The sequence below is a fragment of the Kitasatospora sp. NPDC058184 genome (assembly GCF_042883725.1).
GTDB lineage: Bacteria > Actinomycetota > Actinomycetes > Streptomycetales > Streptomycetaceae > Kitasatospora.
In genome coordinates this window covers 118,551-131,811 of record NZ_JBHVVE010000008.1, presented here as the reverse complement: position 1 = coordinate 131,811, position 13,261 = coordinate 118,551, and the positions used below count along the sequence as shown (strand labels likewise).

The following is a 13,261-nucleotide window of genomic DNA, read 5'->3' as shown; positions in this document are numbered from 1 at the left end:
TACTCGCGCCGGGATTCGCGGGCCGGGGCGTTGGACGCCGCCCTCGGTCCAGGGGCGGGGGCGGGTGCGGGGCCGGGAAAAATTTCTTCGAACCCGGCTGCAACCCCCCGGCGGGATGGACGTCTATCAGGGTGAGAGGCGGGGAGAGCGAGCCGGCGGAGCCGGGGGGCTCGGGCCGACTCCTCGGGGCGTGACAGTAGGCGCCCGCTCATTCGATCACCACCATCACCATGTCCTTGGGGGGACTGCCACATGAACGCGTCCGTTATCGCCCGTATTGCGAAGATCGTCCCGCTGGCCATTGTCGCCGCCGTCGGCGTCACCGCCTGCGGCCCGACCGAGGGCGGGGCCTCCGTCGCCGCCTCCGCTCCCGCCTCCGCCCCGGCCGCTGCCTCCTCGGCCACCCCCGGCGCGGGCGCCGTCCCGGCCGTCCCCGCCCCGGCCGCGCCGACCGCCGAGGCGGCCCCGACCGCCGCCGCCCCGGCCGGGCAGGCCCCCGCCGCCGGGGCCGCGACGGCCAAGACCGACGTCAAGGCCGCCGCGAAGGCCGCGGCCAAGCCCACCGCGCCGAAGGCCCCCGCCCCCTCCGGCGGAAGCGGTATCGGCATCACCTTCGGCGGCCTGAGCGAGGGCGGGAAGATCGGGCTGAACGACCTGGTCCCCTTCACCGTCACCTGGAAGAACAACGACGCCACCGGCACCCGCAGCGTGGCCCCAGTGGTGGCCACCCAGCAGTACGAAGGCGCGCCCTGCACCATGGTGCTCGCGATGGCGGACGGCACCCTGGAGCGCAAGGACGCCTCCGGCTGGAAGACGCTGGACCACCTCAGCCAGGGCGGCGGGATGGACTACGCGGGTACCGCCGACGACGCGGCCTTCACCCTGGCCGCCGGCGAGAGCCGGACCATCGAGTTCCGGATGCGGTTGTCCCTGGCCAACCGCCCGGGGCAGATCACGATCGAGGCGGACGCCCCCGTGCCGCACTCCAAGAACTACCTGGACATGGCGAAGGCCGAGCTGAACGCCACGGTCGTCGACAGCCACAGCCCGGAGATGCTCTCGGTGATGCCGCCGGCCAAGGGCGTGATCACCACGGACCCGATCCCGTTCAGCTTCCGGGTCTCCTCGCCGGACGGCACCGCGGGCCTGCGCTCCCGGGTGACCGTCTGGAGCTCCGAGGGGCCGACCCCGAACGACGTCACGGTGGAGGCCCGGGTCGGCGACGTGTGGAAGCCGGTCGAGCTGAAGGACGAGTGCGGCCTGGTCACGGTCGACCCGAACGTGCCGGGCGTCCGCGACGGCAACACGGTCGAGTACACCTTCCGGGCCACGTTCAAGGAGGCCCCGAAGTACGGCGCCGACGTGGACATCCGGGTGAGCGCGGAGTCGAACGGCCACCAGTCCGTCCAGCGGTCCGTCTTCCTGCGCGACGCGCGCTGACACCGCGCACCCGCGCACCCGCACCGCACCACCGCCCCGGCCTCCCACCACTCGGGAGGCCGGGGCGGTGGCGTTGGGGAAGAGGCGCCGGGACGCCGATGCCCCGGTGAGCCGGAGGGCTACCGGTACCAGTCGTCTCCGCCGTCGGCGAGCGAGCGTCCGAGGTAGTCCCGGAGACCGCCGGCCACCCAGCGGCGGCTGTCGGTCTCGTGCTCCCAGACGAAGGCGTCCGGCCTCCGCGGCGTCCGCACGAAGGCGAACTGGTCGCCGCCACCGTTGTCCCCGAAGAACAGGAGTGCGTCGAACGGCATGTACAGCCGGGCGAAGGAACCGTCCGTACGGAAGTGGAGGTTCTGCTCGGCGATCTGCTCGACGGTCCAGACGGTGTCCACGCTGGTCCGCCCGACGATTCCGTTGCTCTCCAGCAGCAACTGCCTGAGCTCGGACGGTAGTTCCTCCCCCAGCTTGCGCTCGGTCTCCGCCAGGACCGACTCGTCGGCGGGCTCCGCGAAACCGGCGTCGGGGAACGCCTCGCGGGCCGCTTGTCTCCACATGGTCCGGAAGCGTAGCCGTCCCGGACGACACGCCCGCTCAGCCGGGACCGGGTTCGTCGTGGATGGTCAGCGATCCGGCGAGGTCGAGGTCGGCGACGGTGCCGTGCGCGCCGGCGCGGACGAGCAGCACGGCGCCGAGCGCGGTGCTCCAGAACGTCCTGGCCTCCACGGCGAGCGACCGGCGGGCCGTCCAGCCGCGGCTGTCGACGAGTTGGCCGACGAAGCGTTCGGACTGCCGGAACAGCAGCTGGAGGTGCCGGTCGACCACGGGGGCGAGTTCGGGCTTGGAGATCCCGGCGGCGAGTGCCCGCGTGACGGACGGGAGCGAGGGCATGGCCAGGACGGCGCGGGCGATGTTGCGCCGGAACGTCGCCGCGTCGGGGGCCTGGCGGCCGATGCGCTCGATCCGTCGGGCGTCGTGCAGCAGGCCGAGGAAGGCGGCGTGCACGAGCAGTGAGTCCTTGGAACCAAAGTGGTAGGTGACCTGGTTGGGGAAGACGCCTGCCGCGCCCGCGATCTCCGCGACGCTCAGCTCGGCGCCGGGCCGCTCCTTGCAGAGCTCCGCGGTCGCCTCGATCAGCCGGATCCTCGTCGCGCGACCGCGGTCCCGCGAGCGGCCCGGGGCCGGTCGGGCTCCGGTTCGCTTCTTCTCCACGCGCCCCGTCTCCTCCACGCGCTCCTTCTCCACTCGCTCGTTCTCCATCCCGGAATTGTATGTGATACAACTTGCCCCGCGTTCACTTGTATCGCATACAAGAAAGGCCGAGGAGCATGCACCGGACTGAAGTCGTCGTGACCGGACTCGGCGCGATCACCCCGCTCGGGGCCGACGTGGCGTCTACCTGGGAGGCCCTGCTCGCCGGCGCGTCGGGCCTCCGCGGGGACGTCCTGCGCGGCCACGAGGGACTCGGCCTCCCCGACACCGTCGCGGGGACGATGGCGGTGGACCCCGCCACGTTGCTGCCGCCGGTACAGGCGAGGCGGCTCGACCGCTCGCAGCAGGCGGCCCTCGCCGCGGCGGCCCAAGCCTGGGCCGACGCCGGAGCCCCGGAGGTGGACCCGGACCGGCTCGCCTCCGCGATCGGCACGGGCATCGGCGGCGTGGGCACGCTGCTGAGGGAGGACGACGTCCTGGAGACGGCCGGAGCCCGGCGCGTCTCACCCCGCACGGTGCCGATGCTCATGCCCAATGCGGCGGCGGCGCTGATCAGCATCGAGTACGGCGCGCGGGCCGGGGTCTACACGCCCGTCTCGGCGTGCTCCTCCGGGGCCGAGGCGATCGCGCTGGCGGCCCGTCTCATCCGGGCCGGCGAGGCGGACGTGGTCATCGCGGGCGGGACCGAGGCCGCGACCACCCCGATCACCGTCGCCGGGTTCGCCCGGGCCCAGGCACTGTCGGGGCACACCGCCGATCCCGCCTCGGCGTCCCGGCCGTTCGCGGCGGACCGCAGCGGATTCGTCCTCAGCGAAGGCGCCGCCGTCCTGGTGCTCGAAAGCGCCGAGCACGCCGCCGCCCGGGGCGCGCGCGTCCACGCGGTGCTCGCGGGCGCCGGCATCGCCGCCGACGCCCACCACATCACGGCGCCCGCCCCCGACGGCGCCGGTCAGGTCTCCGCCATGCGCAAGGCCCTCGCCCAAGCCGGTCTGACTCCCGGGCAGATCGGTCACATCAACGCCCACGCCACCGGAACGCCGGTCGGCGACGCCGCCGAGGCGCACGCGATCAGGGAGGTCTTCGGCCGCGCCACCGTCACGGCCCCCAAGGCCGCGCTCGGCCACCTCTTCGGCGCCGCCGGCGCGATCGAAGCGCTCATCGCCGTCCTCAGCGTGGAGCACGGCGTCATCCCGCCGACCCGCAACCTCACCGCGGCCGGCATCGGCCCCGACATCGGCCTCGACGTCGTCGCGGAGCGACGGGACGTCCCCCAGCAGGCCGTGCTCAGCAACTCCTTCGGCTTCGGCGGGCAGAACGTCTCCCTCGTCGTCACCGGCGCACGGCACCGCGCGTCCCGTACGGCCCCGGCCGCGCCATGACGGACACGGACAATCGCTCCGGCCGCCACGGGACAACGGGGTCCTAAGGGGTGCCCTGGCAGGACGCCTGCCGCCCGAGCCAGCCGGTCGCGGCGGCGAGTGACGGATCCCCCTCCTTACGGGTGTCCACGGCCTCGTCCGGCTCGATCGGCCCCGCGTGGATCCGGCCCGTGCGGTCCGCCTCGGCGGCGCCCGTGAGCAGGACGACCGCACCGTCCGACAACCGGTGTACGGCGTTGCCGGTGGGCACCCCGTAGGTGCGCGCACCGAAGCTGCGGGTCTCCGGGCGGCCGATGAACGCGATGGCGACGGCCTCGCCCGCGCTGCCCGTCCCCGGGCCGGTGAGGACGGCGACGGGCGCGCTCGGCCACGCGTCCGCGCCGTCCCCGGGGGGCTCCACCTGCGGGGACCCGTCCAGGAACGGCACGCCCCCGCGCACCGACCAGACGCTGCGGGTGCCGTCCGCCGTGACGAAGGCCCCCACCGGACCGTCCCCGAGCAGCGGAGCCGCCACGGCCAGCGGCGCCCACATCCCGCCGCCGCTCTCCCGGCGGAGGTCCACCACCCAGCCGCAGGCGCTCGCCCCGGCGACGGCGGCGCGACCGCGGGCGACGTACTCGGCGTAGGTGCGCTCCGAGCCGTTCACCGCCGGAAGGTTCAACCTGGCGATGCCGCCGGGAAGTTGTTCGACCGTCGGGGCGTCGACCGCTGCGGGGTCGGCGTCCACGGCCGCCGCCTCACCGGGCGGGTAGAACCGGCTGTGGCCGTCCCCGAGCGCCGCCACCGCGCCGCCGACCGCCCGATGGGTGTCGGCCGCCGTCCGCGCCCCGGCCGCCCGCGCGAACGCCTCGCCCCGCAGCTTCGGCCAGTCCACCGTCGCGGTGTTCAACGACTCCCGCTGCAACAGGTCCAGCGCCTCCGACAGGTAGCCGTGCGCCTGCGCCGACATCCCCCCGGACTCCCCGGAACCCCCCGAACCTCCCGAAGCGCACCCCGCGACCAGCGCCACCGCGCCCGCCACCACCACGGCGATTCGCGCCGCTCTCATCCGCACCCCTCCCCCGGTTCGTACAGGCCCCATTCCTACCCCACAAACCGGCGAGCGGCGACGGCTGGGAGCCCCGCCTCGACCGCCGCTGCCGATCCCCGATGCCGTCCCGCAGGCCCGCCGGGTCCCGCCCGGCCGAAAACCATCGTGTGCGCAGGACCCCCCTAGATATCTCGGATGGACAGGGCGTCAGGCCGCGCGCGAGGCTTCCGGGAGGTCGGACCGGAACCATTCCCCCTACCGGAGGGATCTCCTCATGACAGCATCACCCAGGCGTCGACGGACCGTCTTCACCTCGGGGTTGGCCGCCCTCTTCGCCGTCGCCGGGTTGGGCCTCACCGCCGCCCCCGCGCAGGCCGACGCGCCGCCGCGCGCCACCTGCAACCCCGAGATCGAGCAGGTCTGGGACGACATCGTGACGGCCACCGTCACCCCGGTGGTCACCGAGTTCACGTCCTTCAACGTCGTCCCCGGGACGACGGGGCAGCAGCAGCAACGGCTCACCCAGGTGGCGATGATCACCACCAAGATCAACAACAGTGCCGATTTCAACCTCAGCTACAGCTCCGCCCTGGGGCAGGTCGGCCTCAAGACCGGATTCCAGGTCGAGACCAGCCGGGCCAACACCCGGACCACGGACACCTCCCGGACGGTGAACATCAACGCGCCGGGCAACTACGGGATCTTCCGCGGGTTCCTGCGCGTCGACGGCGAGTGGACCCGCTACCTGTGCGCCCGCTCGGGCCAGGGCACCGGGTACTGGATCAAAGCCAACCCGAACGGCACCGGCTACTACACGACGTACGGGGCGGCGAGCGAGGGCGTGGTGCTCTGCTCGTACCCCGAGCCGGCCGGGACCGTCCGCGAGGCGGCCCGCCTCGAACTCTGCAAGCACTGACCCGTGACCGCGTCCCACCCAGGAGGGAAGACCATGGCGAAGTCCGGCAAGCGCTCCACCCGCCGACTCGGAGCCGTGCTCGGCAGCGTCGCCTTCGTCGGCTCACTGCTGACCGTCGCGGCGCCGGCCGCGCACGCGGCGAATCCGCTGGACGGCTTCACCTGCGAGAGCGGCGGGTACCGCATCTTCACCCCGTACACCTATGCGAGCGACCGGATGGTGCTCGGCTGGTCCCATGCGTCGTGGGACAACGGCTCGATCATCCAGGAGCCGTGGCAGGACGCCGCCCACCAGCAGTGGACACTGTGCGGCGAGAACAATCCGACCCGGACCGACGGTAAGTACTACAAGCTGATGGACCATGCGCGCCACTGGTGCCTCGGCATCGACCGGGCCATGACCGACGACGGCAACTGGCTGATCGACGAGCCCTGCAACTACTCGCAGAGCGAGATCTTCTTCATCCAGCCGGTGCCGGGCACCAACCTGAAGGCGATCATGGCCAAGCACAGCAACCGCTGGCTCTCGGTGGACGGCTCCAACTCCGGATCCCACGTCACCCAGGGCTCCTTCAAGGCCGACCTGTTCGAGCTCCACAAGGTCTGGTAGGCACCCGCCCGAGCGCCCGTGGGGGCCTTCCGGCAACGGACCCCGGCCGGAAGGTCCCCACGGGCTGCACCGGAATCACCGTCGGCCGATTCGGCGAACTCAACATCTTCACCTGCCCGAACGATCCCGGACATCCGCACCGCTGGAGCATCCAGTAGCCCACGGGAGGCGGCCCGTCGGCTCGGACCTCGAGCGGCGCCGCGCTGTCTGCTTCGTCACTCCGAATACAACGCCGCCAGGCGTGGCAGCCGTCGGCTCAGCTGGTCACCGTCGCCGAAGTCGAAGTTCCAGGCCGGGTCCAGCGGCGGGTACGGAACGGTGAGGGCCTCGTCGGGGAGGTCTTCACCGGTGGCTTCCCGGTAAGCGCTCCAGGCGATGCTCAGGGCTTCTTCGCATTCGATGTCGATCCCGTCGGCGGCGTACGCCTGTACGGCCGGGAGCGCGGCGAGCCGGTCCGGGTCGGTGATGACGCTGTCGAAGGTCGTGCGGCCCTGTGTGATCAGCCAACCCCGGAAGTAGTCGAAACCGTCGTCGGAGCAACCGCCGTTGATCAGGTAGGCGGCGCCCCACAGCGGAGCCCGGTACGAGTCGGCCATCAGGTTCCGCAGGACCTGCTCGGCGGCGACGATCTCCCCGGCGGGGCGAAGCGCGAGTAGCGCGCCGGCCCGGATCGCAACAGCGTGGCCGTTGTCCGGGGCCGGCACTCGCGAGCGGGCTTCCTCGATCAGGTTCCAGAACTGCTGGGTGTCCATGGTGGTCGAGCATCGCACCGGACTCTGACAGCACGGCCAGGAGACGGACCGTGCCCGCCGCGACGGACCGCCCGACCAGGAGCGGGCGCCTCTCCAAGGGCTGGAAGCCGTCCGACCGGGTGTCCGGCTCCCGACGTCACGGGAGGCTGGTTCGTGAATCTCCGTCCGGTCCTGAGTCGTTGGCGACTCCACACCAGTGCCGCGGTGGAACGCTCCTTCACAGGCGGGGTGATGATGGCATGGCGCGGGTGGCGAGGTGGACCATGAGGCGCCCGGGCTACGGGTCGAGCCGCCGCTCGTACGGGCCCGCTCCACCGACGGGCGTCAGCGCAGTGCGAGGACCTGGCCGGGCAGGAGCAGGTCGGGGTCGTCGCCGATGGTGTCCTGGTTGAGTTCGTAGAGGGCGGGCCAGCCGCCGTCCGTAGCGAAGGCCTCGGCGATGCCGCCGAGGGTGTCGCCGGGTTCCACGGTCCAGGTGTCCGGGCAGTCCTCCTCGTCGTCCGTGCAGACCGGAGCGGGGGCGTCGGCGTGGGATGGCGGGGTGGCGGAGGCATGGGGCCGAGTGTGCTCCGGCCGGTGGCTGCCGGTGTGAGCGGCCGAGTGGTCGCCGCCGTGTGCGGCACGGGCTCCGCAGGCCGGCCACGGGGTCAGGCCGCGGCGCTCGGCGAGGTGTTCGGCCACGGCGATCTGCTGTTCGCGGGTCGCCCGGTCCGCGCGCGGCGCGTAGGCGAGGCCGCCGTTCGAGCGCCAGGTCCCGCTGTCGAACTGCAGCCCCCCGTAGTAGCCGTTGCCGGTGTCGGCCTGCCAGCGCCCTCCGCTCTCGCACCTGGCGACGGCATCCCAGTCCACTCCCGTTCGGACCCCCGCACTCGCCGCGGCGGCGGACGCTGTTGCCGTACCGCCGGCGATGGCGACGGCGAGCAGGGACAGCAGAACGACGACCAGGCGACGGGCCACGGACAGCGGTGACATGAACGCTCCGTACTCCGGGAACAGGGACCGGGCACCGAAGTGCCCCTCCCACCCATGCACCTGACGCCCTCGACGAGCAGGAGCGCAGCGCCGATCTCGCTCGACCGGCGGCTCGACACCACTCGAACGCGCGACCGGGCTACCGGGCCGAGCGATCGCCCGAGGGGGGCCCGGAACGCCTCCTCGGGCCGTCCGGGTGGGCCACTCGTGATCCACGGCGGGGCTCCGACCCGCGGCCGCGCCCTTGGGGCCAAGGACGGGGCAGCGGTCGGGAGCCGGGCGCCGCCCGGGGCTCGGCTCTGCGGTCGGGCCCCGGGAACGGTGGATAGCACTCTTGCTGGCTATCCGTCAAAACCCTGACGCATTGGGCTTGTTCGGGCTCGTCGTTTACGCTGGGCGGCGGTTCGATCACGCAACTGGTGTGTCTGAGGGGGCTGAGACGATGGCAGGGTTCCGAGTGAATCCGCAGGACCTGCGCGACGCGTCGAAGAGCGGCTACGCGGTGGCGAAGGGCATCCAGCAGGACTGGGCGGAGGCCTTCGGCCACGCGCCGCCGGCCCTGGGCCTGCCGAACTGGTCTTTCGAAGGAGCGGCCCAGGCCGCCCTCCACGACCTGGGCGAGCACATCGACCGCATCACCACCAGAACCCTGGCGGAGGCGGCCGGCAACCTGTCCATCATCGCCAGGAGTTACGAGAACACGGACAACGGCGCCGCCTCGACGGTCGACGGCGCCGGGGCACAGACCGGGACAGGGGGGCAGGGCTGATGCCGCACTACTGGGGAATGATCAAGGAAGCCGATGTCGGCACGCTCAGGACGGCCGTCCAGGTCCTGACGACCTTCGAGGGCAGGTACAAGCAGCAGGTCACCGCCTGGCAGACGATGCAGCGCACCCTCGCCTCCTCGTCCTGGCACGGCCAGGCGTCGGACGCGACCACCACCGCACTCCAGAACCGCACCAACCAACTGCTGCTCGTCGACCAGTTCATCGAGGACCTGCGCCGGATGCTGACCGACGGCATCGACAGCGTCCTCCTCCTGCAGGCACGCCAGCAGACGCTCATCACGCGGGCGACCGGCAACTGCCTGGAGATCGTCGCCGCCGACGTGAACGCCACACCGGTGGTGCGCGTCCTGCCGCCCGACCAGCACTCCCGCAACGACCCCGAGTGGCGCAAGGAGGTGGAGGCCGCCCGGGACCGCCTCGTGACGGACATCGACGCCCTGTGCACCTCCGCCCGGGGCGACGACGACCGCCTCGCCCGTGCCCTGGCCGCCTTCGACTACATCGCCAAGCAGGACGGGGACTACTACCCGGAGAAGGTCGCCGAGATCACCAAGGCCGTCGCCGAACTCGACCGGATGCCGGGCGGCGGCGTGGGGAGCGGCGGTGGCAACCCCGAATCCAACCGGGCGTGGTGGGACTCCCTGCCCGAGGCCACCCGGCAGCAGCTCATCCAGGACCGCCCCAGCTGGATCGGGTCCCTGGACGGCGTGCCCGCCGAGGTCCGTGACCAGGCCAACCGGGCCTGGCTGCCCCAGCTCCGCGAGGAGATGGCCCGAGAACTCACCGGCCCCCCTTCGCAGAACATCACCCAGGCGAACCTGGACGGCCTCGACGCCCTCCAGAAGCAGATCGACACCCCCGGCGTACCGCCCCAGCTCCTGCTCAGCGTGGACGACCCCCGCTCGGTGTCCCACGTCCCGGGCGCCGTCCTCGCCTACGGCAACCCCGACACCGCCACCCACATCGCCGCCTACGTCCCGCCCAACCCGGCGGTGGGGACCCTTCCCGCGGACGCCGCCGCCGCACGCAACCTGGCCGTCGCAGCTGGGAAGGCGGACCCGACGAAACCGACCGCGAGCATCGTCTTCACGAACCTCGGCCCGGCCGGCGACCCGTACCAGACCCCCACCGCCTCACTCAGCCCGCTGCGCGACGGCGGCCAGACCATCCACGGCACGTACAACGGACTGCGGGCCTCCCACCGCGACGGCAACGCCACCCTGAGCGAGGTCGCCGCCCCCGCCGACGGCTCCGGGTTCGCCGTCGCCAGCACCCCCCTCGCCGACACGGGCAAGCCCGGGTGGAACTTCACCCCCGACTCCATCGTCGCCAGGACACCTGGCGGCCCCGACGACCCGCCCTCCCGCCACACCGCCGCCAACGCCATCGTCGGGCGCCGGTAACGGCCCCGGGAACAACGGCCCGGGTGTCACACGGTCCGCCTATCCTCGCGGTATGAGCTTCAGGGGGTACTGGGTCGTGATGCCGGTGCCCGTCGACGTGGTCGCCGACGTGGCCCCGGTGTTCACGCCCCTGATCGACGCCCAGGCAACAGCAGGCCGCAAGGGGCTGGAGCGGTGGCGCCACGAAAGCCCGGGACGACCGGACGTGACGGAGCTCCACGACCTGGCCGCCCCCTACCTCCTCGACGACCACCTCGACGTGCTCTTCGGGATCTGGGGCACCCACGAGGCGGCCGGCCCGTTCCTGAAGTCCTCCTGCCGCAAGGCCTACCCCGCCGTCGGCCTCGCCCACGCGCTCCGAGCCGAGCGGTTCCTCGCCCTGCCCGGCTGGTTCGGCCACTTCGTCCTCACCCCGCAGGAGGTCCGCGCCACGCTCCCCGCCGTCCAGGCCGCACTCGACCTGACACCCGACCAGCGCAGCACCGTGGAGCAGCGCCTGTACGACATCCTGGACGAAGTCTCGGAAGAGGACGCCGCCGCCCTGCTCGACGACCTCGTACCGGTCTGGCGAAGAGCCGCCGCCACCGGCCAGGGCCTCATCGGCGCCCAGGCCGTCCCCTGCTGAACACACCTGCCACCACCGGCTGTTGACAGGATCGGGCCGCATGAGCCACATGCGGTGCGGAGAAGGCCGCAGGCAAGCCTCCGCACTGGCGGGGCCGATGGGGCGTCGTGGTCGGTGCGGTGTGCGGACCGGCGGGCCACAGGTCCGCGCTGGCGCGCACCGCGGCGGGAGGGCCCGGCAGCGGTGCTGAGCCGCAGTCCGCCGACGGGCGCCTGTACCGGCAGCGGCATTCGGGGTCACCCGAGATCAGAGGTCGCCGCCGTAGATCGCGGCGTCGCCGGACCCCTCGTACGGGCCGTAGTCGCTGCCGGTGCGGGCGACGGTCTCCCGGGCCCCGCGCCCGCCGAGGAGCGCGGCCCGCGCGGCGAAGTCCGGCAGCAGCAGGCGCAGCGCCCGGCGTCCGTACAGCGCGGTCAGCAGTCCTGCCCCGTCAGGCTCCGATGGTGTGCCACCTGATGTCGCCGCCCCGTTCAGGGGGTGCCGGCGGCGCAGCTCGCGAAGCAGCCTGTGTCCGGCGAGGGTGCGGGCCGGAGCGCAGAGCAGTATGAGCGGGAGTACGGTCATGGGCAGTCCTGTCCACCAGGCGCCCCGGGCGGTGGCGAACGCGCCCGTGGCGCACGTGGCCGCAGCCAGCACGCTGGATGTGGCCAGCCGGGCCGGACCGCAGCGCAGGCCGCGGCGGACCAGGTCGGTGCGGGTCTCCTCGCGGGCCCGCCGCACAGGTGGGGTGGTCACGGCGTCGGCCCAGGACAGGTCCCGGCCGAACGCCGTCCGCGCTGCCCGGTGCAGTGGAGTTGCGTCCTGCCCTGAGTGGGCGTGCACCACCCGCCGCAGGCGGCCCCGTCGGTCGGTGTCGAGCACCCCCGCGAGGTGCAGCTCGACGACGGCCACCACCAGTGCGGCCTTCGACCCCCCACGTACCCCCGCGATCGCCGCGGCTGTCAGGCCGTCAGCCCTCCCCCGGGCCGGCTGCCATCGCAGCAGCGCCGCCCCGAGGAGCGCGGCCACCGCGCACACCACACCGACCGATCCCATCAAACCCCCTGAAGCACGGACCACCCGACGGCCCTCCCCCGGCCACCGTTCCCGCAGGATGACAGAGCGGGAAGGCGACGCCAAGCGGCCGACCAGCCCGACCGCCATGCCGCCGGAGCGCGATGAGAGCGCGAACGGCGATCCCGTCGAGCGTGCCGACGGCCTTCGTCTGTCCATGGGCGAGGCGGACGCGTGGAAGTCCAAGGGGTCGACGTCCTCGGTTCGGGCCTCCCCGCGCAGGCGGAGCGAGCGATCGTACGGCGGGTGCACGCTGGAGATCGGCTACTTCCTCGGCCGGCGGCACCGATCCGCGGACGCCGGATCAAGGACGCCGGCTCAAGGGCGCCGTCCTTCGGGAGGGCGCCCTCACGCCACCGCGCAGGTCCCCGCCGGACCGTGACCCCGGCCTCGGCCGGGCCGCTCCGCCGCCCTGGCCTCCCCGCACGACGGTGTCGTCGCCTACAGTGAGAGCTTCTTGCGGGCGGGGCCTGGTGACGGCACGAGCGGGGAGGGGGTTGGAGTGGAGCGACGGGTACGTCGGACCGCGGCGGCCGCGCTGTCCTGGGCGTTCCTCACGGCCTGGGCCGTCTGCCAGGTCCTCCTCGGCACGACGACGGCCACGGCGACGGGCGCGGCGCAGCCGGCCCCCGGCACGCCGCCCGCCGTCGCCGCCCCGGCGGCCCCCGCCGTCGCACGGCTCGGCCCGGCGGGCGCGGAGGCCCGGCGCGCTGCGGACCGCCCCCGCCACGACGTCGCCCAGCGGCAGACGGCCGCCGCCGAGGCCGGTGCCCGGCTGCCCGCGCTGCCGCCGGTCGCGCTCCCGTCCACCAGGACGGACGCCCCCCGGCCCCGGCCCGGGATGTACGCCCCGGAGCCGCGCCAGGAGCGGGCGCCGCCGTCCGATCGCTACGACCCCCGCCACACCCGCGGTCCCCCTTCCACCCGGTCCAGCTGACGTTCCACCGCGCCCGCCGACCCGGGTGCCGCGGCCTGCCCGCGGCCCGGACGGGAGGGCTCCGGCCACCGTGCCCGGAGCGTTCCCGGCGGCGCGCCGTCCCCTCGCGTCCGCCCGTCCCGGGTGCGGCGTCCCTCCGCGGACGC

The 13,261-nt window shown here is 73.4% G+C and carries 14 protein-coding genes; 8 read left to right on the top strand and 6 right to left on the bottom strand.

All coding sequences use genetic code 11. From position 1 onward, the window contains the following. Positions 1–252 precede the first annotated feature (252 nt). A complete protein-coding gene (locus ACFVXH_RS17520) occupies positions 253–1,440 on the top strand; it encodes a hypothetical protein (protein ID WP_387824504.1) in 1,188 nt (395 codons plus the stop codon). 119 nt (positions 1,441–1,559) lie between these two features. On the opposite strand, the gene ACFVXH_RS17515 is transcribed toward ACFVXH_RS17520, so the two are convergent. Then, the gene (locus ACFVXH_RS17515) at positions 1,560–1,994 is read right to left on the bottom strand and encodes an SMI1/KNR4 family protein (RefSeq protein WP_387824501.1); all 435 of its coding nucleotides are present in this window, start codon (positions 1,992–1,994) and stop codon (positions 1,560–1,562) included. Between the two features lie 37 nt (positions 1,995–2,031). Beyond that, the gene (locus tag ACFVXH_RS17510; protein ID WP_387824498.1) at positions 2,032–2,697 is read right to left on the bottom strand and encodes a TetR/AcrR family transcriptional regulator C-terminal domain-containing protein; all 666 of its coding nucleotides are present in this window, start codon (positions 2,695–2,697) and stop codon (positions 2,032–2,034) included. Between the two features lie 68 nt (positions 2,698–2,765). Here ACFVXH_RS17510 and ACFVXH_RS17505 point away from each other — a divergent pair, with 68 nt between their 5' ends. After that, on the top strand, positions 2,766–4,028 hold the full coding sequence (locus ACFVXH_RS17505) for a beta-ketoacyl-[acyl-carrier-protein] synthase family protein (RefSeq protein ID WP_387824495.1): 1,263 nt from the start codon (positions 2,766–2,768) through the stop codon (positions 4,026–4,028). A gap of 43 nt (positions 4,029–4,071) precedes the next feature. Here ACFVXH_RS17505 and ACFVXH_RS17500 read toward each other — a convergent pair whose 3' ends face one another. Then, positions 4,072–5,076 (bottom strand): S41 family peptidase, encoded by a 1,005-nt coding sequence (locus tag ACFVXH_RS17500; protein WP_387824492.1) that lies wholly within the window; start codon positions 5,074–5,076, stop codon positions 4,072–4,074. Positions 5,077–5,332: 256 nt separating this feature from the next. On the opposite strand from ACFVXH_RS17500, the gene ACFVXH_RS17495 reads away from it, so the two are divergent. After that, positions 5,333–5,974 (top strand): hypothetical protein, encoded by a 642-nt coding sequence (locus ACFVXH_RS17495; RefSeq protein ID WP_147409029.1) that lies wholly within the window; start codon positions 5,333–5,335, stop codon positions 5,972–5,974. 33 nt (positions 5,975–6,007) lie between these two features. After that, positions 6,008–6,583: an RICIN domain-containing protein gene (locus tag ACFVXH_RS17490; protein WP_380743366.1), complete on the top strand. Its 576-nt coding sequence runs from the start codon at positions 6,008–6,010 to the stop codon at positions 6,581–6,583. A 215-nt stretch (positions 6,584–6,798) separates the two neighbouring features. Here ACFVXH_RS17490 and ACFVXH_RS17485 read toward each other — a convergent pair whose 3' ends face one another. Both ACFVXH_RS17485 and ACFVXH_RS17480 read right to left on the bottom strand, forming a co-directional pair. Next, positions 6,799–7,335: a DUF4240 domain-containing protein gene (locus ACFVXH_RS17485; protein WP_387824488.1), complete on the bottom strand. Its 537-nt coding sequence runs from the start codon at positions 7,333–7,335 to the stop codon at positions 6,799–6,801. 324 nt (positions 7,336–7,659) lie between these two features. After that, positions 7,660–8,307 (bottom strand): transglycosylase family protein, encoded by a 648-nt coding sequence (locus tag ACFVXH_RS17480; RefSeq protein WP_387824485.1) that lies wholly within the window; start codon positions 8,305–8,307, stop codon positions 7,660–7,662. Positions 8,308–8,749: 442 nt separating this feature from the next. On the opposite strand from ACFVXH_RS17480, the gene ACFVXH_RS17475 reads away from it, so the two are divergent. Genes ACFVXH_RS17475 through ACFVXH_RS17465 form a run of 3 tightly spaced genes read left to right on the top strand, consistent with a single transcriptional unit; the run spans position 8,750 to position 11,125 of the window. After that, complete coding sequence (locus tag ACFVXH_RS17475) at positions 8,750–9,076, top strand: hypothetical protein (protein WP_159028505.1); 327 nt, start codon at positions 8,750–8,752, stop codon at positions 9,074–9,076. Between the two features lie 17 nt (positions 9,077–9,093). Next, the gene (locus ACFVXH_RS17470) at positions 9,094–10,500 is read left to right on the top strand and encodes a hypothetical protein (protein ID WP_387824482.1); all 1,407 of its coding nucleotides are present in this window, start codon (positions 9,094–9,096) and stop codon (positions 10,498–10,500) included. 52 nt (positions 10,501–10,552) lie between these two features. Further along, positions 10,553–11,125 (top strand): hypothetical protein, encoded by a 573-nt coding sequence (locus tag ACFVXH_RS17465; RefSeq protein WP_074003567.1) that lies wholly within the window; start codon positions 10,553–10,555, stop codon positions 11,123–11,125. Positions 11,126–11,371: 246 nt separating this feature from the next. On the opposite strand, the gene ACFVXH_RS17460 is transcribed toward ACFVXH_RS17465, so the two are convergent. Further along, positions 11,372–12,160 (bottom strand): TIGR04222 domain-containing membrane protein, encoded by a 789-nt coding sequence (locus ACFVXH_RS17460; RefSeq protein WP_079272350.1) that lies wholly within the window; start codon positions 12,158–12,160, stop codon positions 11,372–11,374. 520 nt (positions 12,161–12,680) lie between these two features. Between ACFVXH_RS17460 and ACFVXH_RS17455 the strand changes: the two genes are divergently transcribed. Further along, positions 12,681–13,115: a hypothetical protein gene (locus ACFVXH_RS17455; RefSeq protein ID WP_074003569.1), complete on the top strand. Its 435-nt coding sequence runs from the start codon at positions 12,681–12,683 to the stop codon at positions 13,113–13,115. Positions 13,116–13,261 lie beyond the last annotated feature (146 nt).

Excerpts from the sequence above, each read along its gene's own strand:
- ACFVXH_RS17520 (WP_387824504.1), top strand. The coding sequence starts at position 253 with ATGAACGCGTCCGTTATCGCCCGTATTGCGAAGATCGTCCCGCTGGCC.
- ACFVXH_RS17515 (WP_387824501.1), bottom strand. The coding sequence starts at position 1,994 with ATGTGGAGACAAGCGGCCCGCGAGGCGTTCCCCGACGCCGGTTTCGCG.
- ACFVXH_RS17510 (WP_387824498.1), bottom strand. The coding sequence starts at position 2,697 with ATGGAGAACGAGCGAGTGGAGAAGGAGCGCGTGGAGGAGACGGGGCGC.
- ACFVXH_RS17505 (WP_387824495.1), top strand. The coding sequence starts at position 2,766 with ATGCACCGGACTGAAGTCGTCGTGACCGGACTCGGCGCGATCACCCCG.
- ACFVXH_RS17500 (WP_387824492.1), bottom strand. The coding sequence starts at position 5,076 with ATGAGAGCGGCGCGAATCGCCGTGGTGGTGGCGGGCGCGGTGGCGCTG.
- ACFVXH_RS17495 (WP_147409029.1), top strand. The coding sequence starts at position 5,333 with ATGACAGCATCACCCAGGCGTCGACGGACCGTCTTCACCTCGGGGTTG.
- ACFVXH_RS17490 (WP_380743366.1), top strand. The coding sequence starts at position 6,008 with ATGGCGAAGTCCGGCAAGCGCTCCACCCGCCGACTCGGAGCCGTGCTC.
- ACFVXH_RS17485 (WP_387824488.1), bottom strand. The coding sequence starts at position 7,335 with ATGGACACCCAGCAGTTCTGGAACCTGATCGAGGAAGCCCGCTCGCGA.
- ACFVXH_RS17480 (WP_387824485.1), bottom strand. The coding sequence starts at position 8,307 with ATGTCACCGCTGTCCGTGGCCCGTCGCCTGGTCGTCGTTCTGCTGTCC.
- ACFVXH_RS17475 (WP_159028505.1), top strand. The coding sequence starts at position 8,750 with ATGGCAGGGTTCCGAGTGAATCCGCAGGACCTGCGCGACGCGTCGAAG.
- ACFVXH_RS17470 (WP_387824482.1), top strand. The coding sequence starts at position 9,094 with ATGATCAAGGAAGCCGATGTCGGCACGCTCAGGACGGCCGTCCAGGTC.
- ACFVXH_RS17465 (WP_074003567.1), top strand. The coding sequence starts at position 10,553 with ATGAGCTTCAGGGGGTACTGGGTCGTGATGCCGGTGCCCGTCGACGTG.
- ACFVXH_RS17460 (WP_079272350.1), bottom strand. The coding sequence starts at position 12,160 with ATGGGATCGGTCGGTGTGGTGTGCGCGGTGGCCGCGCTCCTCGGGGCG.